Here is a 26,472-nt window from a genome sequence, read left to right on the forward strand (position 1 = left end):
GCGCTTAGCGGTCGTCGTCGCGAATCGACGATGCATGCCGGCACAGCGCGCGCACTTCGACATCCATATACGGAAACAGCGGCAACTGGCTCAGCACATCATGCAGCTGCGCGGGGCTTTCCACATCGAACACGCTGATATTCGCGTAGCGCCCGGCGATGCGCCACAGGTGCCGCCACACGCCCTCCTGCTGCAGCTTCTGCGACATCGCTTTTTCATCGGCCTTGAGGCGCGCGGCGCGCTCGGCGTCCATATCGGTCGGTAGATTGACGGTCATCTCAACATGAAACAGCATGCTTGCTCTCCTTTTCTGATCGGTCATAAAAGAACCCTGGCGACCCGGCAAACCATGCCGCGCAGCCAGGGTTGATAGATTCATGCGGTACGTCCAGGCCTTTCAGGCTTCGAAGCGTCTGACTGCCGGAGCCTCAGGCTTCGGCGCGCACGCGCTCCACTTCAGCGCCCGGCAGGTTGTCGCGCTCCTTGAATAGCGTGAAGTCGAAGTCGATCAACGCGAACTGGCCTTCCACGCCATACGGCTTGCCTTCTGCACCCTCGGCCTGCTTGACGGCCGGCACGAGGCCATCGCGCGTGGCGAACGCAAAGTCGTCCCACAGATACGGATCGCCGTCGATATTGATCTGCGTGGTCAGCTTGCGGCAGCCCGGCGCCGAAACAAAGAAGTGGATATGCGCCGGACGATGCCCATGACGGCCCAACTGATCGAGCAACAACTGCGTCTGCCCTTGCGGCGGCACCGAGTAACCCACTGGCACCACGCTGCGGAAGCTGTACTTGCCTTCGGCATCCGTACGAATCGAGCGGCGCAGATTGAAGGCCGGCTGCGACTTGTCGAAGTACGAGTAATTGCCGAGGTGGTTCGCGTGCCACACTTCAACCAGCGCATTGGCCAGCGGCTTGCCGTCTTCGCCGAGCACGCGGCCGCGCATCACCAGCGTCTGACCGGGATCGGTACCGTCATCCAGGCGTGCATGGCCGTCGGACAGCGGCGCGCCCGCCACATACAACGGACCTTCGATGGTGCGCGGCGTGCCGCCTTCGATACCGGCTTTCGCTTCCGCTTCGTCCAGACGCAGATCGAGAAAATGCTCGAAGCCGAGGCCCGCGGCCAACAGACCGAGCTCGCCGCTCCGGCCTGCTTCACCGAGGTAGTTCAGCGCGGTCCAGAATTCGTCCGGCTGCACGTCGAGGTCTTCGATCGTGTAGAACAGATCGCGAATGATGCGATTGACGACTTGCTTGGTGCGCGGATTACCTTCACTGGTGGCGCTGTCGTTGATCTTTTGCAGTAGTGCGTCGATGGCTTGCTTGTTCATGGGGTATCTCCTTCGTTTAATGTGCTTGGCGGCTAGCGGATGAACCGTCAGTTCGTGGTGACGCTTGCGCCCTTCCTCGTATCGCGCCGCAAGCGGTCGATCTTGTCCCAGTCGAGCGTGATGCCGAGACCCGGCCCTTCTGGAAGATGCAAGGCAAAATTCTCGTAACGCAGTGGCTCGGTCAGAATCTCTTCAGTCAGCAGCAACGGCCCGAACAGTTCGGTGCCCCACTTCAGTTCACCGAACGTGCTGAAGAGTTGCGCCGAGGCGATCGTGCCGACCGCGCCTTCGAGCATCGTGCCGCCGTACAGGTCGATGTTCGCGGCCATCGCGATCGCCGCCACCTGGGCCGCGCCGGTCAAACCGCCTGATTGCGCGATCTTGACGGCGAAGACGTCGGCGGCACGCGCGCTGGCAATGGCGAAAGCATCGGCCGGGCCATGTAAGGCTTCGTCGGCCATGATCGGCACTTGCGAAAGATCGGTCAGACGTTTGAGGCCCGCGCGATTCTCCGCGGCGATCGGCTGCTCGATCAGTGCAATCCCTGCATCGGCGAAACGCTTGCCGGCCCAGATCGCTTCGGATTCGGTCCATGCCTGATTCACGTCGACCCGTACTTCGCCGCGCCCGTCCAGGGCTTTCTGGATCGCCACGACATGCGCGACGTCGTCGGCGACCGCGCGCGAGCCGATCTTCAGCTTGAAGACGCGATGCCGCTTCGCCTCGAATACCCGCTCGGCTTCGTCGATATCGCGCGTCGTGTCGCCGCTCGCGAGGGTCCATGCCACATCCACCGAATCGCGCACGCGGCCGCCGAACAGTTCCGACAAGGGCACGCCGAGGCGCTGCGCCTGGGCATCGAACAAGGCGGTTTCAACTGCGGATCTGGCAAAACGGTTACCCTGAAACAGCGCGCGCAGCTTCGCCATCGCCACGCCTGGGCGGGTCGCGTCCATGCTTTTGAGCAGGGGCGCGAAGTACGTGTCGATGTTGACCTTGATACTTTCCGGGCTTTCCTCGCCGTACGCGAGGCCGCCGATGGTCGTGCCCTCGCCCACGCCGAGCACGCCGTCCGCGCAACGGATACGCACCAGCACGAGCGTCTGGCAGTTCATCGTTGCGACCGAGAGCCGGTGGGGGCGAATCGTCGGGACGTCGACGAGAATCGTCTCCACGCTTTCGATCTTCACGGGTGTTGCTATCATTCGTTGCCCTCCTGAACTGCTTGATCGAGGGTTCCATAGTAGAAACAACCCGCGAAGCAGTCCAACACCGATTCCGACTACTTCCATACCTTAGGGGTATGCATGGAACTTCGCCAACTCCGCTATTTCATCGCGGTCGCGGAAGAAATGAACATCACGCGGGCCGCCCATCGCCTGCATATGACGCAGCCGCCGCTCAGCCGCCAGATCCAGCAGATCGAAGAAAGCGTCGGCTTGCCGCTGTTCGAACGCGGCGCGCGGCCTCTGCGGCTGACGGAAGCCGGCCGGATTTTCTACGCGCAGGCGAGGCGCCTGGTCGACGACGCCGACGAACTCGCCCCGCTCACACGACGTCTCGCGCAACTGGCCGAGCGCATCGTGATCGGCTTCGTGCCGTCCACGCTTTACCGCGCGCTGCCGGCGGTGATCCGCGCCTTTCGCGAGGCCGCACCCAATATCGAGCTATCGCTGATCGAAATGTTTACGATCGAGCAACTCGCGGCCCTCAAAGGCGGCCGTATCGACGTCGGCTTCGGCCGCTTGCGTTTCGACGATGCACAACTGGCGCGCGAAGTACTCGTCGAAGAACGGATGATTGCGGCACTGCCGCAAGACCATCCGCTCGCAAGGCAAAAGAAACCGCTGACGCTCGCCGCGCTCGCGCAGGAAACGCTGATCGTCTATCCGAGCACGCCGCGGCCGAGTTATGCGGACCAGCAACTCTCGGCGATGCACGACCACGCGCTGGAACCGAAGGCGATTCATGAAGTGAGGGAATTGCAAACCGCGCTGGGTCTGGTGGCGGCGCAAGTGGGCGTATGTCTCGTGCCGGAAAGCGTAGAGGGTTTGCGCGCTCATGGCGTGGTGTACCGGCCAGTTCCGGCGGCCAAGATCGCGTCGCCGATCATCATGAGCCGACGCTTGCAGGACGAGTCGCCCGCGACGACGTTGCTGTGTTCGTTGGCGCGGGAGTTGTTCAAGCGGGTTTGATGCCGCCCACCGCGCCCCTCTCAACGCTCGTCAAACCGCCGCACGATATCGGCCATCAGATTGCGCAACCACACGTTGCCCTCATCCTGATCGAAATGCTCGTGCCAATGCATCGTGACCGCCGCCATGGGCAACGTGACAGGCAACTCGTAAAGCTGAAACCCGCCGTCCCGATTGAAAATCTGTGCGAGACGCCGTGGCAGCGTCGCGAACAGGTCGGTCACGGCCAGCACGCTCGGCAAGGCCACGAAATGCGGCAATTCCAGCGCGATATGCCGGCCCACACCTTGCGCGCGAAATGCATCGTCGAGCGCATAGTGGCTGTGCTCGACGGACGTGACCTGCACATGCGACGCATCCAGAAAGGCCTTCATGCTCAACTCTTTCGTGCGTGGCAAGCCGCGCCGTTTGCGCGTCATGCAAACGTAGGTTTCCTCGAACAACGGTTGATGACGCGTGCGCGCAGTCAGCGTAGGCAGATTGCCGATTGCAAAATCCAGCCGGCTCGCGCGCAACGCATCTTCGATTTCTTCCACCGGCAAAGGCTCGATACGCAATTTCACCCGCGGCGCCTGCCGGTGCAACGCCTCGCAAATCGGCGGCAAATAGGCCAACTCGCCCGCATCGGACAGCGATAACCGAAACGTGCGCGTGCTCACCGCCGGGTCGAAGTGCTCCGCGTAGCGCAGTGCCTCACGCACCGTATCCAGCGCCCGCGCAACGATGCCTGACAGTTCGAGTGCGATCGGCGTGGGCTGCATGCCGGCGCGCGTGCGAATGAATAACGGATCGTCGAACAGGGTTCGCAAACGCCCCAGCGAATAACTGATCGCCGGCTGCGATAGCGCGAGCCGCTGCCCGGCCCGTGTGAGGCTGCGCTCCTCGACGATTGCCTGGAAAACGCGCAGCAGATTGAGGTCGACGTGGTCCAGTGAATTCATCGAGATATCCATGAGATTGATTTTATATTTTATTTTAGATCAATTTGACGCATATCAGTCCCTCAGCGAGACTTTGCTTCATCGATCACCCCACCTACGAAACGATGAGCGAATCCTCATATCAGACCGTCGACACAAGCGCCTTGTATCAGCGCGCGCAGTCCGACCGCGTCGCCCCGTCGCTGTACTACGACCCGGCGGTTTTCGAAACCGAACTCGAGCGCATTTTCTACAAGACATGGATCTGGGTCGCGCACGAAAGCGAATTGCCGAACCCCGGCGACTTCCGCACCACCACGATTGGCCGCCAGCCGGTAATCGTGGTGCGCGACAAAAGCGGCGCCGTGAACGTGCTGCAAAATCGCTGCCGCCATCGCGGTGCCACGGTGTGCGAGCAGCACAAGGGCAATGCGAAAGGCTTCACGTGTCCCTATCACAGCTGGACCTATGGCCTCGACGGCGCATTGCGCGCACTGCCCTATGGCGACGGTTATGAAGGCGTAATCGACAAGACCGAGTTGCCGCTCGCCAGTTTGCGGGTTGGCATCTATCAAGGCCTGATCTTCGCGAGCTTCAATCAGGAGATCGAGCCGCTCGAAGATTTTCTCGGCGGCGCCAAGCCGTGGATCGATCTGTTCATGAAGCAAGGCGCGGGCTATCCGATCAAAGCCAACGGCGAACATCGCTTCCGCTTTAACGGCAACTGGAAGATCCAGCTTGAAAACACCACCGATCTGTATCACTTCCCGGTCGTCCACAAGTCGTGGATGAAATCGATCGACGACGAAACCGCTGCCGCGATCACGAGCTTCATGACGAGCGATAAAGCCTTCTGCCGCTCGCTCGGCAACGGCCATAGCCTCGCCGTGCTGGTGCCGGAACTCGTCGATCTCGACCGCGACGACGGCGCACCGATCCCCGAGCGTTTCGAAGAACTTGCCGCCACGCTCGCGAAAAAACACGCGCCTGATGAAGTGCGCCGCATCGTGCGTTCGCTGATGGGGGTCGGCTTCAACCTGAATCTGTTTCCAAACCTCGCGCTGTCGATGGCGTTTTTCCGCGTGCTGCGGCCCATCTCCGCAAACGAGACCGAAATTCGCCACGTCGCCCTCGCGATGGACGGCGGCCCGGAAGAAGCGAACCGCGTGCGTCTGCGCATTCATGAACACTTCCAGGGGCCGTTCGGTTTCGGCAGCCCCGACGACGCCGAAGCATGGGAGCGTGTGCAGCGCGGCTCGCATGCCGGCCCTGACCTGCCGATTCTCGTGAATCGTGGCCTGAATCGCGAGAGCACGGCGCCGAACGGCGAAAAGACCGCCCACGCCACCGACGAAACCGGGATGCGCGAAGCGTACGCGCAATGGCGCACGATGATGGAGCAAGCATGATGGACGACAGGAACACGCTGTTCTCGCAGAAGACCTTTGCCGATGCGATCGAACTGATCTGGCGCGAAGCCGAACTGCTGGATCGCAAAGACTATCGCGAGTGGCTTTCGCTGTGGGACCCGGCGGGCTTCTACGTGGTGCCGATCGAGCCCGACGCCACGGATTTCGCCGCCTCGCTGAACTACGCCTACGACGATCAGGACATGCGAGAAAAACGCGTGCAGCGCATGACGTCCGGCTATTCGGCCTCGGCGAGCGACGCGGCCCGCACCGTGCGCACGGTCTCACGCTTTACGCTGACAAGCGATTCGAGCGACGAGGTCGAAGTGAACTCGGCGCAAGTCATCGTTGCGTACAAGCGCGGCAAGTTGACCTTGTTTGCGGCGGACCTCACGCATCGCATCAGTTTCGCGAGTGGCGAGCCGCGCATCGCGCAGAAGGTGATTCGCCTGATCGATTCGACCGAGGCGCTCAGCGCCATCGGCTTCCTGTTGTGACTGGTCACGATTCGAGCTAGCGTCCCCTCCCTCCTTACAAGCGAATCAGCGAACCCGACGATGCCAAACGACACGCTATCTCCCACAGCTGGATCGCCTGCCGCCCCTGCCGCGCCGGCGACCTCACGCAGGCTGCGCCGGATCATCGTCGCCTCCGTGCTCGGCAACGCGCTCGAGTGGTACGACTTCTTTCTGTACGGCACCGCCGCGGCGCTAATCTTCGGCCCGCTGTTCTTTCCGCTGCACGGCGACCCGCTGATGGGCACGCTGGCCGCTTTCGCCGGCTTCGCGATCGGCTTTCTGGCGCGGCCGTTGGGCGGTATCGTGTTCGGCCACATCGGCGACCGGCATGGCCGCAAACGCGCGCTCGTCGTCACGCTGATGATGATGGGCGTGGCGACCTTCGGCATTGGCCTGCTGCCGACGTTCTCGCAGATCGGCTTCCTCGCGCCCATCGCGCTCGTCTGTTTGCGGATCGTGCAAGGCATCGCGTCAGGCGGCGAATGGGGCGGCGGTGTGCTGCTCATTAGCGAGAGCGCGCCCGCGAATCGCCGTGGCTACTACGCGTCGTTCAGTCAGTTGGGCGTGGCGGGCGGCTTCGTGTTGTCGGCCGCCGCGTTCTACCTGGTGCAGCGGCTGCCGCTCGAGAGATTTATGTCGTGGGGCTGGCGCGTGCCGTTTCTCGCGAGCGTGTTGATCTTCGGCGTCGGTGTCTATATTCGTCGGAGCCTGCCTGAGAGCCGCGACTTCGCCGCTGCCAAACCGAAGCACATGCCGGTGCTGACCGTGCTGCGCAACCATCCGAAGCAGGTGTTGCAGGCCATGGGGCTGCGCGTCGCCGAAAACGGCGGCACCTATATCTTCCTGTCATTCGTGCTGGTGTACGGAAAAACAGTCGGCGTGCCGGTCCCGGTGATGCTCGGCGGCGTGATGCTCGCGATGCTGCTCGAACTCGTCACGATCGTGCTGTGGGGCCGGCTATCGGACGTGATCGGACGCCGGCCGGTGTATATGATCGGCGCGCTTGGCCTCGTCGTGATCGCGTTTCCAGCGTTCTGGCTGATCGACACGCATGAACCGCTGCTCGTGTTCCTGTCGCTCGCACTCGGCTTGCCGTTCTGCCACGGTGCGATGATCGGCACCCAGCCCGCGCTGATGGGCGAACTCTTTCCCACCGAAGTCCGCTATTCCGGCATGGCGCTAGGCCACGAAATCGCTTCGGTGTTTTCCGGCGGACTCGCGCCGGTGGTGGCCATCGCGTTGTATTCGAAGGTGCATGCGGCGTGGCCGGTCGCATTGATGCTGATCGGCTTTGGACTCATCACCGCGATTACGCTCGTGACCATTCCGAAGAACGTCAACACCACGCATGATTGAGCGTCAGCCCGACCCGGCCCATGCGCCGGGTGCTTCCGTTGCGCCCGTCACACATCTGCTGCGCTCAACGGGCGGGAACGGCCACGATTGGCAGCGTAAAACTGCATTGAAGCCCGCCCTGCGGTGCCGATTTGGCCCAGATCTCGCCACCGTGCCGTGTGACGATGTTTTTGCACAGCGACAAACCGATGCCCATTGCCGCCCGCCTTCGACGACGAAAATCCGTCGAACAACCGCCCATGCGCTTCGGCGGGCACACCCGAGCCGTTATCGATGACCTGCACGCGCGCATGCTTGCCCCGCAGACTCGTGACAAGGCGCAATTCACCGCGCCGTGCTGCAGTATTCGCGCAATCCGTCAGCGCCTCGATCGCATTGATTTCATGGAGCACCCAACAATGTCCGATAACCAGAAGCTGCCGCTACGCGTTCTGTTCTGCTGCGGCGTGACGCAGAATTTCTTCGACTTGCCGCGCGAGAAGATCGGCGAAGTCTGGCAGGCCTACGGCAAGATGCTGGCCGCGGTCGAATCGATGGACGGTGTCGACGTGCTCGGCATCATGGACGACGACCGGCTCACCGTCGGCAATGCCGACAACTCGCCGTGGACTTTCTACATCATGGCCGACGTGCGCGACTTCGATACCGCCGTGGCCGTGTGCAATCTGTATCGCACCACCCCGGTCGGCGAGTACAACCTGTGGCGCTACGGCAAGATCGAAGCGCGTGTCGGCCGTGCGCTGCAAGTGCCGCCGCAACATGCCAATGCGGCCTGAGCATGCCGGAACATGACGCCATGAACGAGACCACGAAGACGCTGGCCATGTTGACCGAACGGCTCGCCGCGCTCGAAGCCGAATCCGCGGTGCGCCGCACGATGGCGCGCTATATGGCGCTCTGTGACGTGCCCTTGGGTGCGCTCGAAGGCGAGGCGCTAGCGGGCCTCTTCGCTGCCGGCGCGATCTGGGAGGGCATTGGCCCGCAGTACGCCGGCAAGTTCGGCCGCCTCACCGGCCACGCGGAAATTCTCGCGATGCTCACGCGTTACTTGCCGCCGTCGCCGCATTTCTCGGTCAACGTGCACTTCCTCACGTCGGAAAGCATCGCGGTGGATGGCGCAACCGCGAAAGGTCGTTGGATCATGCTGCAAGCGTCCGGCTATGTCGACGCGCAAGCGGAGTTGATCTCGGCGCGCCTCGAAGTGGATTTCGCGCCTGCCGATAATGGTCACGACTGGCTCATCACGTACTTTCGCACCGAGCGTCTCTTCGATGCGCCCTGGCACGTCAACACAAGGAAACCAAACCCATGAACGAGTTTATCCAAACCCTGTCGCTGGGCGGCACGGGTCCGACCATCGCGATCAAGGACACCATCGATATCGCCGGCTACGCGACCACCGCCGCGAGTCGCGCGTTGGCGGATACAGCCCCTGCTTCCCGGCACGCGGAAGTCGTGGAGCGATTGCTCGATGGCGGTTGGCACATCGTCGGCAAGTCGAACATGCACGAACTGGCGTTCGGCATGACCGGTATCAACGACTACACCGGCACGCCGCAAAATCCCCAGGACGCCTTGCGCATTCCCGGCGGCTCGTCGAGCGGTTCGGCGGCGGCGGTTGGTTTGAAGCTCGCCGACGCCGCGCTCGGCACAGATACTGGCGGTTCGATTCGCGGCCCCGCTGCATGTTGCGGCGTGATCGGTTTGAAGCCGACTTTCGGGCGCGTCTCCAGGCGCGGCGTTGCACCGCGCGAATCGACGCTCGATTGCGTCGGGCCGTTCGCACGCGAGATGCAGATGATCGTAGCCGCGATGCAGGCGATCACTACCGACTTCGACGCGCATGCCGCCCACGCGTCACAGGCAGGCGCGTGGAATGTCGGTATCGTGCAGGTCGACGCAACGTCTGACATCCTTAAAGCCGTGACGCGTGCAGCGAATCAGGCGGACTGCTCCGCTCGCACGGTAGAACTCGCAGGCCTTACCGCCGCCTTCGAAGCGGGCCTCTCAGTCATCAACGCCGAAACGTCGCGTGCATTCGGTCACCTTGTGGAAACCGGCAAGCTCGGAGCCGACCTCGATGCACGGTTGCGTGCCGCCGCGAAAACGACCGCGGCGCAACTCGAGGCGGCGGAGTCAGTCCGCCGGCAATTCACCGCAGCCGTCGACCATGCGCTGGCAAGCGTCGACGTATTGATTCTTCCCACGTTACCCGCGCTGCCTATCACGCTCGACGAGGCGCGCGGCGGCACCTCGGTTATCGCCATGTCGTCGTTGATCCGGCCGTTCAATCTGAGCGGACATCCGGCACTGAGCTTGCCCTTGCCTATCGCCGGCTCGCCGCTCAAGGCCAGCTTGCAGATTGTCGGACGCAAAGGTGCGGATGAACAGGTCTGCGCGATTGCGGCGCGCTTCGAAGCGGCGCTCGCTGCCTGATGCCGGGCGCAAACAGGCAATGCACAACGCCGCTATAAAAGCAGTAGCTTTCTCACGGAATAGCAGCAATGCAGAATAGAGTCGTACTGGTCACCGGTGCCGCGCGCGGTCTCGGCGCCGCGATTGCTAGACGCTTTCACGCAACGGGTTACGCCGTGGCGATCGGCGACATTGCGTTCGATGCGGCACAGGCTCTCGCCCGCGAGCTGAGCGCCGATGGCGCGAGCGCCTTCGCACTGAATCTGGACGTCACCTCGAAGACCTCGTTCGAATCCGCACGCGATGCGATCCTGCAACGCTGGGGCCGTATCGACGCATTGATCAACAACGCGGGGGCATCCAAAGTCGTACCCGTGATGGAGATCAGCGCCGAACAATTCGATCAGGTGATCAACGTGAACCTGCGCAGCGTGCTGTTCGGCTGCCAGGTGTTCGGCCAGCATTTCGCCGATGCCGGCGCGGGCCGCATCGTCAACATCGCCTCGCTGGCGGGACAGAACGGCGGATCGGCCACCGGCGCGCATTATGCAGCGGCCAAAGGCGGTGTGATCACGTTGACCAAGGTGTTCGCCCGCGACCTCGGCGCAGCGGGCGTGACCGTCAATGCGATTTCACCCGGACCGATGGATCTGCCGATCGTGCACGAGAGCGTCGCACCCGACAAGCTGAAAGCGGTGATCGCCAACATTCCCGCAGGACGTCTGGGCTCAGCGGATTATGTCGCCGATGTCGCCGTCATGCTCGCTGCGCAGAACGCTTACTTCGCGAACGGCGCGTGCTGGGATGTGAACGGCGGTCTGTTCATGCGTTAAGTGCACGATGCGCTCGTGAGATTGCAGGGTGAGATTGTCGATTTGAAGGAGGTGGGGTCTCATTCGGTGATGTTTGATAAAACCACTCGTATCAGCGTGCGCAACGACGGGGATGGACGGATCTATTTTGATCGGAATTTTCATCGTATCAAGCGGTTGGCATCGCATTGATGCGCAGCCGGAGTGCATCCGGATTCCCACAACACTGGGCAAGTTACTATCTCCTCCTCGCGTAACGGAAGCAGTTTCCGGATCGCGATTTCCGTCCCCCAACCGATCAATTCGTCACCTTCGGTACACAATGCCGCGAGGTGATCGAGAGATGGTCTGAATAACCGGAAGCGCCAATTGGATGGCACATCGTTCAGAGACGGATGGAACGAAACGTCAATGCTCCGACTGGAGTAAAAACGGATGTTGATTTTGTCGAGCGGGATTGACAATCCTATACCACGAGCCTTGATATACGCCTCTTTCAGTGTCCAATAGCTAAAAAAGCGCTCCTGTTGTTCGTCGAGGGCGAGCGAACGCAGTGCCACCCTCTCTTCAGGCGCAAAGAAGGTGGGCGCGATACAGAGCGGTGCTGGACGGGAGCGCATGTTTTCCGCGTCGACGCCTATTGGTCGCCCGGCCGCTATGCCCAGGACGATCAGTCCGTCTGTATGCGATAAATTGAAGCTGATGCGCTGGTTTGCCAGGTAAGGGTTGGCTATTTCCGGTTTGCCATAGGCGTTGACAGCGAACGACCACGCTGCGGGATCGAGTTTAGCGTAGCGCGACAGCACGGTTCTGAGCAGCGCACGGGTCACCAGATAACACCGTCGATGCTCAGGCAAACGAAAGCGCAATTCCCGTTGCCGCTCACCCTCGGACAACATTGCCCGGTATCGATTGAGCAATGCTTCATCGCAAATTTGGTGATAGAAGCAAGACCATATGTCGGTTTGACCGCAAGCAAGCGTCAGCACGACGTCTGGATGCGGCCGCGCGCCCCAATGCGAGACCGTGATTTGGCTATGATCCCCCACAGATGCAGTGTGACGATATTGCTGAGCCGGTGTGCTCCATGCTTCGGTAAGGGGCGCGTTTTCACTTACGGTTTCGAGGCAGAAGTCACGAAGATATTCAGGCTAAAGTTGAAGTACCCGCGCGCCTGCGCCTCCTTCATATCGTCCAGGAAGGTATCCAGTTCGCCCGAAGTGAACAATGTTGCCACGTTGGCGTTGTGTTGCAGTGTGCTGAATGTGGCCTCAACAAAGCTCCATTCGATGCGGATCGCCTGTGGCATGCACCGCACCCCGCGCAACGCTGCCTCGTAAAACATTCGAGGCAACTTTCCCCCTACGTCCCGGTGGCAGACAAGCGAGCCGACCCACTCAAGAATCTTTCGTGCGGTTTCCGGATAATAGCTATCAAGAAAACTGGTACTGGAAGCGGGCTCACAAACCACAATACGGCCGCCCGGTTTCAGCACCCGGACCATTTCGCTCAGGCCTTTGACTGGATCGTCTACGTGCAACAGCAGCCGGTCTGCGCGCACCCGATCGAAACTTGCATCAAGGAACGGCAGATCGAGCACATTGCCCTCGACAAACTCTACCGGCAAAGCACTTGCTGGAATGCGTTTGCGCGCTTCGTCGATCATGACGGCGCTAGAGTCAAGCCCGACGATCTTACCGCTCGGACCGGTACTCGCTGCAAGCGCCAGAATTGCGTTACCGGATCCACAACCAGTGTCGAGTACATGATGACCCTGGCGTATATCGAGCATTTCCATGGCACGCATTCTTATCTCCGGCTCTCCGGGGAGATTCGCGCGGGCATCGAGATAGTCGATATATTCCTTTGAGTTCGGCTCCGCATCGACGTCGCCGAATTGAGATGCAATCGTTTGGCTTTTCATTGTCGGGCAACAGATAATTGACGGGCGACCTGTTCGTCAGTCCGGACATTTTCGAGGATCCTTGCAGCCACTTGCTCGCCTACGTCTTTGATATAGAAGTGGCCGCCGGGGAATCGCTCGCTCCGAAATATCGACACCGTCTGGTCTGCCCATCTTTCGAGATTGTCGATGTGCACATTCGGATCGCTAATCCCGGTGAATGCCGTGATTGGACATTTCAACCGCGGCTCAGCGATGTATGTGTGGCTTTGCAGCAATTGCAAGTCTGCACGCAAAACCGGCAAAAAAAATTGCAATAGGCCTTCCTCCTTTATCACCTGGGGCGGAATTCCCCCGTAACGCAGCTGCAGCTCCCTGAGCAGTTCGTCGTCTGTGTACCGTCCAATCGGTGGCAAGGAATCGGAGCATTGCGGCGCAATCCGCCCGGAGACGTATAGGTGCGACGGAGTTTGTTGCCTCGAAAGCTCAAGACAGCGCGCCAGCTCGAACGCCACCAACGCGCCTAAACTGTGACCGAAGAAAGCGAACGGCTTATCCAGCTCCCCGACCATGGCCTGTTGCAGATCACCTATCAAGGCATCCATACACGTGCACATTGTTTCGCCTCGGCGGTTTTCCCTTCCTGGCAACTGGACGGCAACCACCTCGACATCGTTACCTAGCAAGCTCGGCCATTCCCGAAAAAAGGATGCGGTACCGCCTGCATGGTGAAAACAGAACAGTCGCAAACGGGAGCCGCCCGAGACCGCATTCCAACCACGGAACCACGGATTCTTCATAACCTCCCTTGCGTTACATGGGCGTCGCGACGGGTCATCCACCTTGTGTTCCTTCTTTTCCGAGCATTCCTACCCCCTTAAAATCAAACTGGAATACTTACTTTACGAAATCGGGTTACGTTCTCTGCAGTAATTCCAATCGGTTGCGATCACCTCAGAATTTTTATGAGCTCTGCTGCAAGTTCCCTGACATGCGGTTCGGCAATCATTGAAACATGATCCCCCGCCACCTTGACTGCACGGACTTTGCCTCCGGTCAGTCCTGACCATCCCAACGCACCGTCCGCTCCAGATGAACTCGAATTACCATGGATAACAACAAGATCGACATCGCAATAGACCGCCTGGTAAGCGAGCAAAATATCGAGGCTGCGGCGATGTGTTTTCCACAACGTCTCGATCAAGTCCAGACTCGCACTCTCCGAAACAATTTTTTCCTGCTGGAACTGACGCAATACCAACTGAAGTTGCTCTCGCTGCTCGAGCTTCTCCAGCGCCTGCCGCTCAAGCAGAATATTCTTGCCAGAAAGAGTGCCGGCCATGGTTCCAATGTCCACTAGCCAGTCGATATCGTCCCGAGCCTTGAATCGAAAGTCGGCTGAACCCGGCGCAGGAAGATCTATCAACGTCAAACTGCCGACGGTCCGCCCCTGCGCACCCAATTGCCTTGCCATTTCAAATACGACGACAGCCCCGAACGAATGTCCCGCAAGATGGACGGGTCCTACGGGATGCAGACGGGACACCGACCCTGTCAATTCAGACGCCATCGCCTCGATCGAGCCGTGATCGAAATCGAGCACATGATGGGTAATGCAACCAAAGAGTCGTATCTTTCCCTCCAGATATTTGGCAAGCGGCCGATAAGCCAGCGGATTGCCCGTCGTGCCGGGAACCAGAAAAAGGTTTTTGCCGCCGAAAGACGTCAACGGGAAGAACGGTTCGCCAGCAACCTTGTCGAGCGATGCCAAAATATGTACATCACAGGTATTCAACGACAATTTGTCAACGGACTCCGCCAACGCGGCAATCGTATCTTGCTGCATCAACGTCTGCAGCGATACGTTCACGCCGAGCTCGTCACGGATCATGAAAAGCAACTGGGTTGCCAACAACGAGTGTCCACCCAACTCAAAGAAGTTGTCGTAAATGCCCACGCCAGAAACATTCAGCAGTCGGGCCCACATGGACGCCATCTTTCGCTCAGTCTCTGTGCGGGGTTCGACCCGCGCCGCACGTGTGCTGCGTCCACATTTCCTATCCAGGGCGAGCACCGCGCGATCGACTTTACCGTTCGGCGTACGAGGTATTTCCGGTACTAGATGAATTTCTCCCGGCACCATATAGGAGGGCAATTTTTCCTTCAAACGCTGCCGCAGTTGCATGGTCAGCCTATCCGCGCCCATGCTCTGCGTGGCACAACGTGGGTCCATTGCCGGATTGAATGCATAGATAAGAAAGATATCGACTGAGGCACGGCCATCAGCGGGAGGAATACGGAAAAGATCACGAATGAAAAACTCGAAATGGTGCGTAGACAAAAGACCCGTCACCTCTTGCAGCAATGCACCGCTATGCACTTCCACCACCATCTGCCTGATTCGCGCCCAATGCTCCTGCCGGATGCCTCGCAACACATGGCCTTCTGCCTTTTCCACATCGATCTTAAGAAGATCGATACGGTCGATGCCGTTTGCGTCGATGACTGAGGAGAGTGTTCTCAGGGCGCAATCGAAATGGGTGGCACTGTAACGGGCCTGCATCAGCGCATCCAGGTCCCTCAGGTCGGGTACAGCAGCTTTCCGACGTCGTTCGTCATGTTCGTTGTGATCGAGCAAATGGAAAAACATCGACTTGGCTTCATCGATGTCCGCCTTCGGATCGCCGAACTGACTCGACAAACCCGACATCTCCGGATAGAAGGTAAACTGCGCCGTACCCTCCTCGTCCGATAGCGCACAATTGAACAAACGGACATCGAGGGAGTAAAGCTCGAAGTTGCGCCGCGCAATGTCGAAAGTAGGCGGAATCGGTTCGAATCCGTATACCACCGGCTTTTGGCACTGTTGATGCGCGAAAAGCGCGAACAGGCCAATATTCATGCCCACGTCGAAGATGCAATCGCCCTCGTAATAGGTAATCCCATGCTGCAAATAGTCGTGATTGGTGAACACCTCATCTGCGATCCCATGAGTCTGGTGCGCATCGTGATGAAACACTTCCAGTCCATTCGGCAGTTCGATCAATCGCGCAGGGTCTGAAGTGGCCTTGACGGCCTCGTTGATCTGTAGCGTCGGCACCGCAATCGGCTCAACCAGCCGTATATACGCGGCCAGACGCCGATCACCCGCCTCGTCTTCCCGCACGACGGCAACGCTTTCGGCCACTTCTGCCGCTTCGTTTAATATCGTCTCGATCTCCTCGAGTTCGATGCGGAAACCGCGAATCTTGGTTTGAGAATCGATGCGACCGAGAATTTCGATGTCGCCGGAGGCCAGCCGCCTTGCCAGATCGCCGGTGCGATAAAGGCGCGCATTGGTGGCATTGCGAAACGGGTCGGCGATAAAGCGCTCACTGGTCAGCTCCGATCGCTTCCAATAGCCCCGCGCAATACCCTTTCCCCCGATATGCAATTCACCGGACACACCGGTTGGTGCCAACTGACCGTGTTCGCTCAAGACATAAAACTGAGTATTAGCGATTGGCGTGCCGACGCTTACCCGATCTTCAAGATTCAATAGATTCCAGACGGACGACCAGATCGTCGTTTCGGTCGGGCCGTACATATTGAAAACCAGACCTCCGACTGCGTCACGCAACGAGCGCGCCAAGTCGAACGGTAATGCTTCTCCGCCAACCAGAAGAAACTGGAGCGTCTTCAATGTCTCGCGCGTCTCCGGATCGGCAACCATCATGCGCGCAAGGGAAGGCGTGCACTGAAGATGCGTGACATTGTGCCTGCGGATTTGCGCCGCGATTGAAAGCCCGTCGCTTTTCGCACCGGATCGCTCGCTCACAACCCTACGCAGATCATCGAGATGTTTCAGGCTGCCGAGCACGACATCGCTGTCTACCCCAAAATCGATCAGACAGGCAAGTTCGTCGACGCCCAGCAGTTGCAATTTATCGACCACCTCCAGACAGCTATGAGGTGTACCGAACAATCCACTGGTACCGAAATATCGATCGAACGCACGCGACAAAAGGGCATCCCAGTCGCCCTCGCTGAATTGATCCAGCGTCGCGTCGATGCCCGGCGCTCCTTGCCATATTGCTCATCAAACCGCTGGAGCTTCTCAGGTAATCGCAAAATGGCTTGCGGACGGTCTCTCTGACGGCATCAAGATCGGCGCCGACGAAGGTATGAAGCATCAGCGTGACGTGTCCGTCTCCGGGATGACCGGCCTCGCGCCGTGCCTGGCGATACAATGCAATGCTCTTTTCAAGCTGCTCGAAACTTTGCCCCAGAAGGTGGGTCAAGAGGTTGGCGCCAATCCGGCCGGCATTCTGGATCGTTTCGGGATCCCCCGCCGAAGTGAGCCAGAACGGCAATTCTGCCTGTATTGGCCTGGGCAAAGTCTGGACCGCAATCGCGTTGCCTTGATGGTCGGGAAATTCAATCGTTTCGCCGCGCCACAAACGCCGTACCGTCTCGACGCCTTTGGTCAACGCCAATTTCCGGTGTTCATAGTTTTGCGGGGCAAGTACGAAATCATTGCTATTCCATCCGCTGGCGAACGACAATCCGACGCGGCCGTCCGACAGGTTGTCGACCACAGACCATTCTTCGGCGACCCGGATCGGAGAATGCAGTGGCAACACAACACTACCGGCGCGAATGTGGATTCGTTCTGTCGCGGCCGCAAGCGCCGCGCCAGCCACCGAAGGATTCGGATAGGGCCCGCCGAATGAGTGGAAATGCCGCTCAGGCGTCCAGACAGCGGAGAAACCATGCACATCGGCAAACTTCGCACCCTCCAGCAACAAGCGGTAACGATCCCGCGCTGCCCCAGCGCCTTCATTGGCAAAATAAAAAAGACTGAATTCGAGCGGTTTGGCCGCCATTTCGGAAGTTTTCGAAAAATAGTCGCTTGCGTCACCCTGCAGTACGACTTTGAAGCCGCGCGTCAACGCCCAAAAGATCTCCAACACCGAAATATCGAAGGAAATCGTCGTTATCGCGAGGAACGTGGCGGGCGGTCCGGGCTCCAGACGGGCGTCCATTGCCGAAAAGAAATTCGATACTTGCCGGTGTTCCACCATGACGCCCTTCGGACGCCCGGTTGAGCCGGAGGTATAAATCACGTAGGCCAAATGGCAAGGACGGACGTCCGTGTCGAGCTGTTCCCCGCAGGTATGCTCGCCCAGCAGAACGATACTGGCGCCACAGTCCTGTACTTGCTGCTGCAGTGCCGATTCGGTCAGTACGACGCGTATGCCTGAGTCCTCGATCATCCAGGCCAGCCGGTCCTCCGGAAATGAAGGGTCGAGCGGCACGTACGCCCCGCCCGCCTTCAGGATTGCCAGCATGCCTGTCACCATTTCTATCGAGCGCGAAGCGCAAATGCCGACAGGAACATCGGGCCGCACTCCAAGACTCTCCAACCGCCGGGCGAGGCCATTCGCTCGTGCATTCAAGTCGCCAAACGTAATTTCCCGCTTGCCGCAGACCAGCGCAATCTCCTTGGGCACACGCGCTGCCCGGGCTTCGTAAGTTTGATGCATGCACTGCTCGCGCTGAGAATCATCAGCTGTGAGATGGACGTCCGCCAGCAATGCGACCAGCTCTTGCGCAGGCAGAATAGCCAACTCGCCAATGGGCTTGCCGGCATCTTCAAGTATGGATTCCAGCAAAGTCCGGTAATGCTGGGCGAGACGTTCTATGGTCGCCGGTTCGAACAGATCACGATCGTACTTCAATGCGCAAACCAATCCTTCGTATTCCATCACTTCCAGCGTGATATCAAACTGACCTTCCTGTTGGGCCAATTGATACGGCTCGAGAAGCATCCCACCGAGGTTGACGCGGCGCTGGGCTGCAGAGTGGACCAGCAAGTCCATCAGCCAATTGTCCGCCTGAGGCTTCTGATAAATCATGGCAACCTGGAATACCGGCGAGCGACCGTGGTCACGCGCGATTTTCAGCCTTTCAACTAGCAGCGGAAACGGATAGTCCTGGTGTTCGAGCGCTCCGAGCAATGCGCTGCGCACACGCGCTAGCAACACCCGGAAACCTGGATTGCCGGAAAGGTCGATGCGCACCGGCACCGTGTTGACGAAACAGCCTGCTACCTGCTGGAAGGCATCAAGGCCCCGTGCTGTGCCAGTCATCGGCACGCCTACAACGATATCCGTCTGCCCCGTGTAGCGATACAACAGGACACTCCATGCGGCCAGCAGCGTATGAAACGGTGTGGAACTTTCCTGCCGGGAAAACCGCTTCCATTCGTCGGTAAGACCTGAGGACAGATCAAATAGGTGCGTCGATCCGCGCGTCGCCTGCATGATGCGCCTCGGGTGATCTGTCGGCAGATCGAGGACCGGCAGTTCGTCACTCAGCCGTTCGCGCCAAAAGTTCCAAAGCTGCTGCCCGCGTTCGCTTTCAAGCAGATCCGCCTGCCAGCGCACGAAGTCTACATAGGTGTGCCGGATCTGCTGCGGTGGCAGTTCTCCCTCGCCCCTTGCTGCTTCGTATAGTTCGCCAAGTTCGCTCAGCAGTATCCATAAAGACCAGCCGTCGAACACCAGGTGGTGAATATTTACGAGCAATACGCTTCGTTGCGGCTCGATACGAAACAGCGTGACCCTCATCAGCGGGCCGGCTTCGAGATCGAATGGGCGCTCGTAATCGCGGCGAACTTCAGCATCAACGGTTTTGCCATCGACTGCCCGCTCTTCGAAAGCAACCTCCTGCGCGGCGTGAATCACCTGGACCGGTTCGCCGTTTTCCAAAGTGAAGGTAGTTCGGAGAGCGGGATGACGATCCGCAATCGACTGAAACGCCTTCCGCAGCGCTGGAACGCGGATATGCGAAACGATATGGGCCGCAAACGCGACATGATATGCGGCCCCGTCCGGGTTATTCTGATGAATGGTCCATAGTCCGCGCTGGTTGTACGACAGAGGAGAAATGGTCCGGGCCTGTTGCGCTTTCTCGCGCAGTACGGATCCGCGTTGCGCCTGCTTCGCTGCGGACGAAAGCCCGTTGGGGTCGATTGCGGTGTCGCCAGGTCGATCGTTCATTCCGGCCCCCTACGCTGTTGCGGCAGTTCTTTGAATTCGCCAGGGCCGAGTCCGGCCCGAATCAACAGGCTCAGTTGCGACGTGGTCATGCCATCGATCAGCCGCAATGCCGGAATGTCGGTCCCGAAACGATTTTTCAGTTGGCGGGTCAATTGCAAAGCCGAGAGTGAGTCGAGGCCCTCGTTGACCAGAGGGCGTTGGGGATCGATTGACGCTGCTTGCGCCGCCGGGAATCCGAGTACCGATGCGACGATCTCCCGCACTGCTCCGTCAATATTCGAGGTGTCGACCTGCCGTGAGGCACCAGGCAATCCAGAAGCCACCTTGCGTTTCGTCCGCAAACGGGAAAACAACTCGGGCGGCTCGCCGCCGTCCCGCCACTGCGCAAAGAATGTCGGCCAATCGACTGCCAATACTCCGGCTTGAGTCGCTTCCACGCTCAACAGCGTCTCCAGTGCCGCGATACCCGTTTCGGGCGGGAACGGAGAGATCCCACGGTCGGTCCAGTTGCCTTGCGCTGCCGAGCCTATCTCACTCCACTGGCCCCAGTTGATGGTCGTCGCAGGCAATCCCTCTGTGCGCCGCGAATGCGCTAGCGCATCAAGAAAGGCATTGCCGGCTACATGGCTGCCCTGTCCAGCAGACCCCAGCTGCGATGCAATCGACGAGTACAGCACGAAGAAATCCAACGGCTGATTGATCGTTAGCTCATGGAGAATCCACGAACCGTCCACCTTTGCCGCCATTACGCCCAGCATTCGCTCGGCAGACTGGTTCAACAAGATTACATCTTCGAGCACACCGGCCGCATGGAATACGCCGCGCAGCGGCATTCCCCCGGCACGGATCTCGTCCAGAACATGCGCGACCTGCTGTGGCTCGGTCACGTCGGCCTGGTGAACGGTCAAGTTGATGCCGTGACCACGAAACCTTTCCAGCGTAGTCCTAACGTCCGCGCTGGGCCGGTTTCGACTCATCAGGAAGATGTGCCGGGCACCTTGTCCAATCAACCATTGCGCGGTGCACAAGCCAAGGCCGCCCAGGCCGCCGGTCACCAGATAGGCGCCATCGGGTCTTACCCGGCCGGCAACCTCTGCGCGGGGCAAACGAGGATGCCGAGCAAGGCGGGCAACATATCGATGTTGCGCGCTCAAACTAACGACGGCTTCGTTGTCGCCTTCGAGTATCTCGCTTACCAGTGAAGCCATGTCGGTTATGGGATCAGCCAGATCCACCTGGCGCAGCCGCAGTTCCGGATGTTCGCTTGAGATGGTTCTGCCAATACCGGCCAATGCTGCCTGGACGGGGACGAACGTCGAACGCCCAGCCACGGCAGTTGCTGCGCAAGTGACCCACCAGACCGGTGCAGTTTTAGCGCTATCGAGACGATGGAGCGCCTGAAGCCAGGCCAAAGCATCACCGCATCCCGACGCCAGATCTTCGTGCGCTTTCGCGTCGAGATTGCGCAGATAGATCGCACCTCGATAATTGCCGGCCGCCGAAGAATTGCATGCCATCTGCGGCGGTGACAATAAATCGCAACGTTCTCCTTGTTGCTCCAGACGTTGCACCAGTTGCTGACCGACACCGGCGTGATCTGCGTAGATCAGCCACTTCCCATCACCCGCAGTTTCCGGTTTGCGGCGGGCGAAGATGACTCGCTGGCCGGACGCCGATCCACCATCGGCGGGAATACCGACGGCTCGGGCCAGTTCGAACCCACTGGCCTCCAGGAGGCTCAGCCAGTCTTCGGCAGCTAACAGCGGATAGTCCGCGCGCAGGTCCGTATCGGCAAAACGCCACCATCCTTCGCTCAGGCCGAAAGTCAGATCCACCCATCGCTCCGCGCCAGTGCCCTCGAGGAGGATAAGCATGCCGCGAGGAGCCAGTACCTGATGGATATGCCTCAAAGAAGCGCTCAGGTCTCGCGTGGCATGCAGCACATTGGCTGCCACAACAACGTCGCAATAGCCAGGCGGCAATTGCTGCGCGTCCGGAGCCTGCTCCAGATCGAACTCGCGTGCCTCGAAGAACGCCTTCTCGCGGAAACGCTCTGCGGCTTGCGCCACGAACGTTGGCGACACGTCGGTAAAAATGTAGCGGACGGCGCTGCTGCCCGGATATTGCAGCAAGTGTGCTGTCGCACCTCCGGTGCCTCCACCCACCTCAAGCACGCGCAACGGTTCCGGGCTTTTTCCGGCAACTTCCGCGTACTGCAGGACGGTAACGAGCAACTGGTTCATCGCCCGAGCGCCCGGCGACGTCTCGTAGACGGCCTGCACCGCATCGACTTTTCCGCCCGGAAAGAGCAATTCCAGCGGGTCGGTCTGTCCCAGCAATACATTCGCCAAGCGGGGACCACAATGGCCCAATAAGGTCAGTTCAGCCTTTCCACATGGATAGCGCACCATAAGATCTTGCCGAAACGTCTCTGCGTCGGGCAAATCCGGATCACGAATAACGATCCAGCCTTCGGCCGTTTTCTTCAGGATTTGAGCCTCTGCGAGGATTGTCAGCAGGCGGTTCAGCAAGCGCAGGTATTTCTCCCGAATACCCCATTGCTCCGTGTCCAGTCGTTGAGACGGCTCAAAGCGACAACCCAGCTTGCGGAATGCCTCGACCACATAAAGCAAACTCAACTGGTCCAATTCCGCCTGTAGCGCGCCGAACAACCGCAACTCCGGATCCGCGCCGAGTTGGACCGCGGTTTCCGTCAGAATGCGACAGATCTCTTCGGGTGCAGTCAGTCGGTCGGACAACAATGGCTTCTCGGGATACTCCATGCGATACAGCAGATTTTCAATTTCCGGCCGACCGAACAGATTGTCGCGTTCAACCGGAAGAAACGTCAGGCCGACGATACGGACAACCTGCACATTGTTCTGATCGACTACATCAAGATTCGCGTGCACACCCACTTCCGCACGCGGGACCTCGGTTAAGTACAGATGACATGAACCGCTTTGTCCCGGCGTGCCCCGGAAATCAAGCCGTGCAACGCCAGCCGGTATCAGCGTGCGTTGAACGGCACCGGTGGTTTGCGCTGCGCCGACGATCTGGAACCAGGCGTCCAGCAACGCTGGATGAATCTTGTAATCAGTGGCGTCCAGGTCGATCCGCGCCAGGCCCCAAGCCTCGCCGTGTTTCGCTTGCAGCGCCTTCAATCCTTGAAATGCCGGACCGTAATGCAGCGAAACAGCTGCCGCCGCGTTGTAGAACTCCTCGATGGAAAGTTCTCGTGCATCTGCCATTGGTGTGCCGGATCGGTCGTCGTGCACTGCGAGCGTCTCGTCGAGCTGCTCGACGATGCCCGAACAATGCACGCGTCCCATTGCGCTGCTGATCCTGAACCGCAATTCACCGGCATCTCCACACTCCAACCCAATTTCCATGTGCGCTGCCCCACCGTCCTCCAGTATCAGCGCCTCATGGAACAACACGTCCTTCAGCGTCGCACCGCCGCCAAATCGGGCGACGCCAAGCGCCAGCGCCATTTCCAGATAGGCCGCACCCGGCACTACGATACGGTCAAACACTCGATGATCGGCAAGCCAGGTGACCCTGTCCGCATTGAGCTCAAAACGTAACGTTCCTGTCCATTGCGGATCTCCCGCCGGCAATCTGCCGATCAGCGGATGGGACGCCGTTGCGCGACGGTCGGGTTCGAACCAATGACGCGCGCGCTGGAACGGATATTTGGGCAGATCAATCCACTGCCCTTGGGTGTCCTCAAGCGATTCCCACTCAGCCCGATCCAACACCGGTTGCGGTGCATCCCGCGAGGTCTGATAGGCAATGAGTTGCCGAGCCAGGTCTGCAGCGGTACTGCCCGTTACAGCAAGATGGTTGGTGAATTCGGTACGGCCTCGGTTGGCGGAATGGCAAACGTCGACCAGATCGGCATCTGTGCGGGCCGTCAGAAACTCCGCATAGCGCCCGGCCAGTTGCTGCAACGCGTCCTCGTTGCGCGCCGACAAATGCAGCAAGTGTTGTTCTGGAGCGCCCGCACGCTCCGGCCGCACAGTGGCAGGCGGCTCCTCCACCAGCACATGGGCGTTGGTACCAGTAAAGCCGAACGAACTCACGCCGCCGATGCGGGGCCGTGCTCCACGCAACCACGGCGTCGTCGCGGTAGGGATACGCACCGGTATCCTTTCCCAGGGAATGGCCGGACTGGGCGTTTCAAAATGGCATTGCGCTGGGATCTCGCCGTGCTGAAGCGCAAGAATCAGCTTGATGATGCCGGCGCCGCCCGCCGCGCCCTCCAGATGGCCGATATTGGCCTTGACTGAGCCGACCCAGAGCGGCTCACCGTTTACTCGGGTAGTACCGAAGACAGCATTGAGTGCCCCTACTTCGATAGGATCCCCCAGCGACGTTCCGGTGCCATGTGCTTCAATATAACCAACGTCTGCCGCATCGATGCCGCCGCTCGCCAGTGCGCGCCGAATGACGGCCTGCTGCGAAGGGCCGCTGGGTACAGTGAACCCACCGCTGGCTCCGTCCTGGTTGACGCTCGATCCCCGTATCACGGCCAGAATACGGCGCCCTTCGGATAGAGCGTCGGACAAGCGCTGCAATACAAGCAGGCCGCAGCCCTCGCCACGCACAAAACCATCGGCCGAAGCATCGAAAGTTTTGCAACGGCCATCGCGCGCCAGCATGCGGGCTTTGCAAAACGTCAAATAGACTTGCGGCGTCATCAGGACGTTCACACCGCCGCTCAAGGCCAGATCAGCTTCGCCGCTACGCAACGCCTGGCAGGCCTGATGAATGGCCACGAGGGACGAGGAGCAGGCGGTATCGACTGTCAGCGCCGGTCCCTTGAGCCCGTAGAAGTATGACAATCTCCCTGCGGCTGCAGACAATGCGCCCCCGGTCCCGAAATAGGCGTCGATACGCTCCGGCGGCGAGGCCTGCCCAATATGACTGGCGTGCTCGAAACTGCTGGTGCCGATGAATACCGCCGTATTGCTGCCAAGCAATTGATCCGCCGGAAGGCAAGCAGACTCGAACGCTTCCCAGCTGACTTCGAGTAGTAGGCGCTGCTGCGGGTCGAGGCATGCGGCCTCGTTAGGTGAAATATTGAAGAATTGCGAGTCGAACTCCTTGACGCGTCCGAGAAACGCGCCGTGACGTACATAGATTTTCCCGGGTTCTTCCGGGTCCGGATTGAAATAGTCATCTACCTCGAAACGGTCGGCTGGAATTTCGCAGACCCCCGAGTAACCCTGCTGAAGTAATTGCCAGAACTCATCGGGACTGTCAGCGCCGCCGGGATAACGGCAACCCATGCCGACAATCGCGATCGGTTCGTTTTTCGCGTTTTCGAACCGCTTCAGCTCGCGCTGCATGGACTCGATTTGAACGAGCGCGCGCGTGAGCAGGTCGCGACGCTCGACCCCTGGTTGATTGTCACTCATCGAGCATGTTCCTCTTTTAGATCAGATAACCGTTGCTCCAACAGACAGGCCAGTTCATCTTCGGAAAGCGCGTCGAGTTCCGCTGCGCGGGTCGCGTTGAAGTCGGCTTGTTTGTTATCCTGACCTCGCACCTGCAAGGCAACGAACTCCGCCGCCAGGACGGACGTAGCAAGATGTTCAACCAGCGCCTCCAGCGTTGGATAATCAAAAATAAGCGTGGCTGCCAACGGCACACCGAGAGTCCGTTCGAGGCGCCCGCTCAGCTCTGTCGCCATGATGGAGTCCAGACCGAGATCGAATAGCCGATGACGCGGCTTTACCCTGTCGGGCGAAGCCAGTCCCAGGACCTGTGCGATCAACGCGGCGGCGTGCCGGCTAAGCGTTGCGCGCCGTTGCGCCACTGGGATCCGCCGTAATTGCTGAATAAAATCGCTGTCGTCGTAATTGACATCGGTGGCCGTTCTGGCCAGTTCTGCCTGCATAACGCCGACAGACGCTGTTTCGCAATTCAGCAATGCGCTCAGCGCTAGCAGTGCCTGCTTTGTATCGAGCGGCTCGATTTGCTTGCCTGCTTCGCGCATGAGGCTCTGCGCCATGCCTGCACCGGACCAGGGCCCCCAAGCGATACTGACACCCGGCAGTCCTTGCGCGCGACGTAACTGGGCCAGGCCGTCAAGAAATGCATTGGCCGCCGCGTAATTGCTTTGCCCCGGTGAACCGAGCCAGCCTGCGGCCGAGGAAAAGCAGCAGAAAAAGTCCAGCGAACGCTCTCTGGTGAGCAAATGCAGATTCCATGCAGCAGCCTTGGGCGCGAAGACGTTGAGAAAACGTTCCGCGCTTTGATTCACCAGAGCGCAGTCGTCCAGCACGCCTGCCGCGTGCAGCACGCCTGCCGCGTGCAGCACGCCCGCCAAAGGTAGTGAAGTGGCGTCCAGTTCGGCGAACAATGCCCTGACCTGTTCGATCTTTGCCATGTCGGCCGCGTGGGCCACAACTTCCACACCGGTTGCATGGATCGCATCGAGCGCCGCCAGTGCTTTCGAGGAAGGGGCATGGCGGCTTGCTAGAACGATCCGGCGGGCGCCCTGCTCCGCCAGCCAGGCCGCCGCTTGCAGCCCCAATGCGCCTAGTCCGCCGGTAA

At 59.7% G+C, this 26,472-nt stretch carries 20 protein-coding genes and 1 pseudogene; 9 read left to right on the forward strand and 12 right to left on the reverse strand.

Annotation, left to right across the window (positions count from 1 at the left end; all coding sequences use genetic code 11):
* Positions 1-4 precede the first annotated feature (4 nt).
* From catC to catB2, 3 genes are all read right to left on the reverse strand, one after another.
* Positions 5-295, reverse strand: a complete 291-nt coding sequence (gene catC, locus P0D84_RS09630) for a muconolactone Delta-isomerase (protein WP_408335379.1) — start codon at positions 293-295, stop codon at positions 5-7.
* A 133-nt stretch (positions 296-428) separates the two neighbouring features.
* Positions 429-1,337 carry a catechol 1,2-dioxygenase gene (gene catA, locus P0D84_RS09635; RefSeq protein ID WP_408335382.1) on the reverse strand — a complete coding sequence of 303 codons (909 nt, stop codon included), beginning with the start codon at positions 1,335-1,337 and terminating at the stop codon, positions 429-431.
* Positions 1,338-1,384: 47 nt separating this feature from the next.
* Complete coding sequence (catB2, locus tag P0D84_RS09640; RefSeq protein WP_408335386.1) at positions 1,385-2,542, reverse strand: muconate cycloisomerase CatB2; 1,158 nt, start codon at positions 2,540-2,542, stop codon at positions 1,385-1,387.
* Positions 2,543-2,644: 102 nt separating this feature from the next.
* Here catB2 and P0D84_RS09645 point away from each other — a divergent pair, with 102 nt between their 5' ends.
* A complete protein-coding gene (locus P0D84_RS09645) occupies positions 2,645-3,532 on the forward strand; it encodes a LysR family transcriptional regulator (RefSeq protein ID WP_408335389.1) in 888 nt (295 codons plus the stop codon).
* 20 nt (positions 3,533-3,552) lie between these two features.
* Here the strand turns inward: P0D84_RS09645 and P0D84_RS09650 are convergent, their stop codons facing one another.
* A complete protein-coding gene (locus tag P0D84_RS09650; protein ID WP_408335391.1) occupies positions 3,553-4,473 on the reverse strand; it encodes a LysR family transcriptional regulator in 921 nt (306 codons plus the stop codon).
* Between the two features lie 104 nt (positions 4,474-4,577).
* Between P0D84_RS09650 and P0D84_RS09655 the strand changes: the two genes are divergently transcribed.
* From P0D84_RS09655 to P0D84_RS09665, 3 genes are read left to right on the forward strand one after another with little or no spacing between them, the layout of a single operon-like run.
* The gene (locus tag P0D84_RS09655; RefSeq protein ID WP_408335393.1) at positions 4,578-5,861 is read left to right on the forward strand and encodes an aromatic ring-hydroxylating oxygenase subunit alpha; all 1,284 of its coding nucleotides are present in this window, start codon (positions 4,578-4,580) and stop codon (positions 5,859-5,861) included.
* Positions 5,858-6,358 carry an aromatic-ring-hydroxylating dioxygenase subunit beta gene (locus tag P0D84_RS09660; protein WP_408335396.1) on the forward strand — a complete coding sequence of 167 codons (501 nt, stop codon included), beginning with the start codon at positions 5,858-5,860 and terminating at the stop codon, positions 6,356-6,358. Before P0D84_RS09655 ends, P0D84_RS09660 begins: the two co-directional genes overlap by 4 nt.
* 60 nt (positions 6,359-6,418) lie before the next feature.
* Positions 6,419-7,735 (forward strand): MFS transporter, encoded by a 1,317-nt coding sequence (locus P0D84_RS09665; RefSeq protein ID WP_408335399.1) that lies wholly within the window; start codon positions 6,419-6,421, stop codon positions 7,733-7,735.
* A 47-nt stretch (positions 7,736-7,782) separates the two neighbouring features.
* Here the strand turns inward: P0D84_RS09665 and P0D84_RS49045 are convergent, their stop codons facing one another.
* A complete protein-coding gene (locus tag P0D84_RS49045; protein WP_459252199.1) occupies positions 7,783-8,127 on the reverse strand; it encodes an ATP-binding protein in 345 nt (114 codons plus the stop codon).
* Positions 8,128-8,133: 6 nt separating this feature from the next.
* Between P0D84_RS49045 and P0D84_RS09680 the strand changes: the two genes are divergently transcribed.
* From P0D84_RS09680 to P0D84_RS09700, 5 genes and pseudogenes are all read left to right on the forward strand, one after another.
* A complete protein-coding gene (locus tag P0D84_RS09680) occupies positions 8,134-8,511 on the forward strand; it encodes a hypothetical protein (protein WP_408335402.1) in 378 nt (125 codons plus the stop codon).
* Positions 8,512-8,531: 20 nt separating this feature from the next.
* Complete coding sequence (locus tag P0D84_RS09685) at positions 8,532-9,047, forward strand: nuclear transport factor 2 family protein (RefSeq protein WP_408335405.1); 516 nt, start codon at positions 8,532-8,534, stop codon at positions 9,045-9,047.
* Positions 9,044-10,171 carry an amidase gene (locus P0D84_RS09690; RefSeq protein WP_408335408.1) on the forward strand — a complete coding sequence of 376 codons (1,128 nt, stop codon included), beginning with the start codon at positions 9,044-9,046 and terminating at the stop codon, positions 10,169-10,171. Before P0D84_RS09685 ends, P0D84_RS09690 begins: the two co-directional genes overlap by 4 nt.
* Positions 10,172-10,239: 68 nt before the next feature.
* Positions 10,240-10,983: an SDR family NAD(P)-dependent oxidoreductase gene (locus tag P0D84_RS09695; protein WP_408335411.1), complete on the forward strand. Its 744-nt coding sequence runs from the start codon at positions 10,240-10,242 to the stop codon at positions 10,981-10,983.
* Positions 10,984-11,154 (forward strand): annotated as a pseudogene (locus P0D84_RS09700) (4-hydroxyphenylacetate 3-monooxygenase reductase subunit); the annotation flags it as partial.
* Here P0D84_RS09700 and P0D84_RS09705 read toward each other — a convergent pair.
* The 7 genes from P0D84_RS09705 to P0D84_RS09735 all read right to left on the reverse strand — a co-directional run bounded on the left by P0D84_RS09705 (position 11,124) and on the right by P0D84_RS09735 (position 26,452).
* Positions 11,124-11,951, reverse strand: coding sequence for a 4'-phosphopantetheinyl transferase family protein (locus P0D84_RS09705; protein ID WP_408335414.1), 828 nt, complete (start codon positions 11,949-11,951; stop codon positions 11,124-11,126). The pseudogene P0D84_RS09700 and the gene P0D84_RS09705 sit on opposite strands and share 31 nt — an antisense overlap.
* Before the next feature lie 125 nt (positions 11,952-12,076).
* A complete protein-coding gene (locus tag P0D84_RS09710) occupies positions 12,077-12,886 on the reverse strand; it encodes a methyltransferase domain-containing protein (protein WP_408335417.1) in 810 nt (269 codons plus the stop codon).
* Complete coding sequence (locus P0D84_RS09715; protein ID WP_408335420.1) at positions 12,883-13,665, reverse strand: thioesterase II family protein; 783 nt, start codon at positions 13,663-13,665, stop codon at positions 12,883-12,885. Before P0D84_RS09715 ends, P0D84_RS09710 begins: the two co-directional genes overlap by 4 nt.
* A gap of 149 nt (positions 13,666-13,814) precedes the next feature.
* Positions 13,815-16,799 (reverse strand): FkbM family methyltransferase, encoded by a 2,985-nt coding sequence (locus P0D84_RS09720; RefSeq protein ID WP_408335423.1) that lies wholly within the window; start codon positions 16,797-16,799, stop codon positions 13,815-13,817.
* 10 nt (positions 16,800-16,809) lie between these two features.
* Positions 16,810-19,908, reverse strand: coding sequence for a MupA/Atu3671 family FMN-dependent luciferase-like monooxygenase (locus tag P0D84_RS09725; RefSeq protein WP_408335426.1), 3,099 nt, complete (start codon positions 19,906-19,908; stop codon positions 16,810-16,812).
* Positions 19,905-25,331: an SDR family NAD(P)-dependent oxidoreductase gene (locus P0D84_RS09730; RefSeq protein ID WP_408335429.1), complete on the reverse strand. Its 5,427-nt coding sequence runs from the start codon at positions 25,329-25,331 to the stop codon at positions 19,905-19,907. Before P0D84_RS09730 ends, P0D84_RS09725 begins: the two co-directional genes overlap by 4 nt.
* Positions 25,328-26,452, reverse strand: a complete 1,125-nt coding sequence (locus P0D84_RS09735) for a beta-ketoacyl reductase (RefSeq protein WP_408335432.1) — start codon at positions 26,450-26,452, stop codon at positions 25,328-25,330. The genes P0D84_RS09730 and P0D84_RS09735 overlap by 4 nt, the downstream gene beginning before the upstream one ends.
* Between the last annotated feature and the right edge of the window lie 20 nt (positions 26,453-26,472).

This window comes from Paraburkholderia sp. RL17-337-BIB-A, assembly GCF_046025895.1.
In the GTDB taxonomy this organism is placed as follows: Bacteria; Pseudomonadota; Gammaproteobacteria; order Burkholderiales; family Burkholderiaceae; genus Paraburkholderia; species Paraburkholderia fungorum_C.

Bases quoted from the DNA above. Each gene is read 5' to 3' on its own strand.
- catC (WP_408335379.1), bottom strand. From the start codon at position 295: ATGCTGTTTCATGTTGAGATGACCGTCAATCTACCGACCGATATGGAC.
- catA (WP_408335382.1), bottom strand. From the start codon at position 1,337: ATGAACAAGCAAGCCATCGACGCACTACTGCAAAAGATCAACGACAGC.
- catB2 (WP_408335386.1), bottom strand. From the start codon at position 2,542: ATGATAGCAACACCCGTGAAGATCGAAAGCGTGGAGACGATTCTCGTC.
- P0D84_RS09645 (WP_408335389.1), top strand. From the start codon at position 2,645: ATGGAACTTCGCCAACTCCGCTATTTCATCGCGGTCGCGGAAGAAATG.
- P0D84_RS09650 (WP_408335391.1), bottom strand. From the start codon at position 4,473: ATGAATTCACTGGACCACGTCGACCTCAATCTGCTGCGCGTTTTCCAG.
- P0D84_RS09655 (WP_408335393.1), top strand. From the start codon at position 4,578: ATGAGCGAATCCTCATATCAGACCGTCGACACAAGCGCCTTGTATCAG.
- P0D84_RS09660 (WP_408335396.1), top strand. From the start codon at position 5,858: ATGATGGACGACAGGAACACGCTGTTCTCGCAGAAGACCTTTGCCGAT.
- P0D84_RS09665 (WP_408335399.1), top strand. From the start codon at position 6,419: ATGCCAAACGACACGCTATCTCCCACAGCTGGATCGCCTGCCGCCCCT.
- P0D84_RS09680 (WP_408335402.1), top strand. From the start codon at position 8,134: ATGTCCGATAACCAGAAGCTGCCGCTACGCGTTCTGTTCTGCTGCGGC.
- P0D84_RS09685 (WP_408335405.1), top strand. From the start codon at position 8,532: ATGAACGAGACCACGAAGACGCTGGCCATGTTGACCGAACGGCTCGCC.
- P0D84_RS09690 (WP_408335408.1), top strand. From the start codon at position 9,044: ATGAACGAGTTTATCCAAACCCTGTCGCTGGGCGGCACGGGTCCGACC.
- P0D84_RS09695 (WP_408335411.1), top strand. From the start codon at position 10,240: ATGCAGAATAGAGTCGTACTGGTCACCGGTGCCGCGCGCGGTCTCGGC.
- P0D84_RS09710 (WP_408335417.1), bottom strand. From the start codon at position 12,886: ATGAAAAGCCAAACGATTGCATCTCAATTCGGCGACGTCGATGCGGAG.
- P0D84_RS09715 (WP_408335420.1), bottom strand. From the start codon at position 13,665: ATGAAGAATCCGTGGTTCCGTGGTTGGAATGCGGTCTCGGGCGGCTCC.
- P0D84_RS09725 (WP_408335426.1), bottom strand. From the start codon at position 19,908: ATGAACGATCGACCTGGCGACACCGCAATCGACCCCAACGGGCTTTCG.
- P0D84_RS09730 (WP_408335429.1), bottom strand. From the start codon at position 25,331: ATGAGTGACAATCAACCAGGGGTCGAGCGTCGCGACCTGCTCACGCGC.